The following is a 2,953-nucleotide window of genomic DNA, read 5'->3' on the forward strand; positions in this document are numbered from 1 at the left end:
TATTTTTTTCAGCTAATTAAACTTTAGCTTAAAGTAATTATTTGTTTTTTCCACAAAGGAAGGAATTGCTTATAACGGCTGTGTAAAATTTCGTTGTTGCTAAGGTACTTAGCAATTATGAATTTTAAATTTTGTTATAAGCTTTTAAATCTTAATTATTTTTCCTTTTTTAAGAACTGTTTCATTGGACTTAAGTTGGTAAATGTATGAGCCTAAATTTAAATGGGAAATATCTACATTGCTAGATTCAATTTTTTCATTAAATACCAATTGCCCCATCATGTTGTAGATTTTAAGTTCAATTGTTTTACCGTTTTGAATACCTTTAAAATTTATTATTCCTTTTGTGGGATTAGGAAATAAATGAATGTTTTCCTTATTACTTGGAATAATTGGTGTTGACAAGAAGAACTCGCTTAAATAATCGGGGTCCTCATTTCCGTATTTATCGTATTTAACCCAGTACATATCACCATTTCTAGCTGAATCTTCTTCTACATATCTGTAAAAAAGAGCAAGACATCCAGTGTCCGGTGTAGCGTAAATATGTTGTAAAAGGTTGTTACCATCACCTCCAAAAGATTTTTCCCAGTTTAAGTTTCCGTCGGAAGTTAAACAATAAATTTTAAAAGAAGAAAGACAATTATAACCATCAGTGACAGAGCAACCTCCAAAACTTGACCCAGAGTAGACATAATTAGAATCGATTAAATCAATTGCAAAATGAGCTGATAAAACGTCTTGAGTAGGAATGCTATCAATAAAAATAGCAATGGCCGTATCAGAATTAATTTTGTGTTTATAAACCACATGTCTAGAAGGTTGGCCAAATACACCTTGACTTATGCGGCCATTTATAAATAGAGTATTTTCATTGATGACACTTTTTTCATTGATAAAATGGCTATGATTTAATAAGTCAACAGCATTTATTATTTCAAAAGTGTCATTTTTATGATAGATGATTTGTTGAGTATCATAATAAAATGTTAAGTATGTACTATCGTTAATTGGATGAAAGTCATAAAAGTCAACAAATGCATTAATTGGAAATTCAAGAATAGTATTATTATTATAAATAGAATAATAATTGCTTTGAAAACTTGGATATGGTTGGAGTCCTTTCATATGTAAAACATCATTTTCATCAAAAAAAGCACTTACAATTTTATCAATATTTCCTGAAAGATAGATTTGATTGGATTCTAAAACCATTGATAAGTTTTGTGAGCGTTTCTCAAGAAAAAATTCTGGATTAATATCATTCGGACTATTCCAAAAAGAGCGAATTGTATACATACTGTTATAATTATCTTGAATAATTAAAGCAATAGTATTTATTGAGTCTACTTTTGAGAAGATAGGCGTTTTTATTGTGATTTTATTCACAAAATCAAAATAAGCTAAATTCCCTGTAATTTCAGGATTTATGTCTGTACTTACATATTCAGAATTATACTTCCTACTGTTGTAGTAATACAAATCACCGTTATATTGTTCTAAGTGAACAATTAAATCTCTTTTTGAAGTTGCTTCAATTGTATTGACTTGAGAATAAGTAATAATGGGAATAAATATTAAAATTAGAAGAAGTGATTTTTTCATTAAAAAATTTTTAAATAAGGGACACAATAAAAAACAATTAGCAATTAGAAGATGATTTAAAACAAGTTTAGAGATTCAAATTCTGGTTTTTCTTAAGTCTTTTTCACTTTTTTCAACAACTCGCATTGCTTATAACGTTTGAGCATGTTTTCGTTGCTGTAAGGTACGAAACAGCTATGAAATATGCTTGTTGTTATAGCCTGTTTTTTTTACTTTTTAATTCGTTTAAAATAGTAGTCATAATACCCGCACGCAACATCTTTACAGAAACTTCGCAGTATCATCTCATTCCTTTTAAAAGATATTATTTCATAGGTTCCACAAGTTAAAACACCTTCGCAATCTAAACGAATAATTGTTTTATTTTTTATTAGTTCTATTCCCCAAGGTCCCGAAGAAAAACCAGTAGTTCTAACTTCAAGATTTTCTTTTGAAATCGAATTTTCTTCTACAGAATTGCCCTCTATTGTGAAACCGAGGTAGGCCTCTTCTTGAAATAATCCTCCTTTTAAAGTATCCTCAAACTTCAAATTATTGTCAAACATCAATACAAAATCTTGGAACCAAACACCGTCTAATTTCTTTTTAATCTTTTCGATTTTTGGCACACGAGAAACAGCAAAGTAAGAGAAAGATGTTAACGCTATTAGTAGTATGATTATTTTCATTTTATATGGATGCTAAAGTTTAAATATTTCTATCCTGTTCTTGAGTTACTCTTTCATCTATAGCTACTTCATTGGCTGAAAGGAGTTCTTGAAGCTTAGGTTGAATAATCCAAACTCCAAAAGCATTGAATAAAAACGCAAAGAAATAATTAATTGTGATACTGTCATTTGTGCCAGTTATCTTAATATTTGAAAGCGAAATTATTTTAGCGGTGAAATAAAATATATACATGATACTCCATATTACTAACAATATCAAAATTATAAGAGGCCAGAGCCAAATTCCGTATTCCGTATAATTGCCAGTATTTATCTGTAGTCCATAATCGGTTGTAAAAGCAATAGAACTGTAAAAAAGAATAATCAGTAGAAATGAAAACTTATAATAGTTAGTTTTTGGCTTTTCGTCTTTTAGTAAATTTTTAGATAATACTGTTGCTATAGAGTAAACCCAGAAAAAGAAGCAAGAGAAAGAAAGGATTGGAATAATTTTATCTACAATTGGATGGATATATGTTATGAAGGCTGGAAGTGATAATATAATAAATAATTGCCAGTGCTTTAAATTTAAAATTGCTCTCATGTATGGTTTTCTATAGGCTATAACGTTTGTGTATGTTGTCGTTGCTAGCCCGAAGGGCAGCTATGCAATATACATATTGTTACATGCTGTTTTATTT

At 29.2% G+C, this 2,953-nt stretch carries 3 protein-coding genes; all 3 read right to left on the bottom strand.

All coding sequences use genetic code 11. The annotated features are described in order from the left end of the window. Window positions 1–144: 144 nt before the first annotated feature. The 3 genes from DNU06_RS17290 to DNU06_RS17300 all read right to left on the bottom strand — a co-directional run bounded on the left by DNU06_RS17290 (window position 145) and on the right by DNU06_RS17300 (window position 2,856). Complete coding sequence (locus tag DNU06_RS17290; protein WP_111064758.1) at window positions 145–1,605, bottom strand: T9SS type A sorting domain-containing protein; 1,461 nt, start codon at window positions 1,603–1,605, stop codon at window positions 145–147. A gap of 209 nt (window positions 1,606–1,814) precedes the next feature. Beyond that, window positions 1,815–2,273: a hypothetical protein gene (locus tag DNU06_RS17295; RefSeq protein WP_111064759.1), complete on the bottom strand. Its 459-nt coding sequence runs from the start codon at window positions 2,271–2,273 to the stop codon at window positions 1,815–1,817. Between the two features lie 19 nt (window positions 2,274–2,292). Continuing rightward, on the bottom strand, window positions 2,293–2,856 hold the full coding sequence (locus DNU06_RS17300; RefSeq protein WP_111064760.1) for a hypothetical protein: 564 nt from the start codon (window positions 2,854–2,856) through the stop codon (window positions 2,293–2,295). Window positions 2,857–2,953: the final 97 nt, after the last annotated feature.

The sequence above is a fragment of the Putridiphycobacter roseus genome, from assembly GCF_003234935.1.
In the GTDB taxonomy this organism is placed as follows: domain Bacteria; phylum Bacteroidota; class Bacteroidia; order Flavobacteriales_D; family Crocinitomicaceae; genus Putridiphycobacter; species Putridiphycobacter roseus.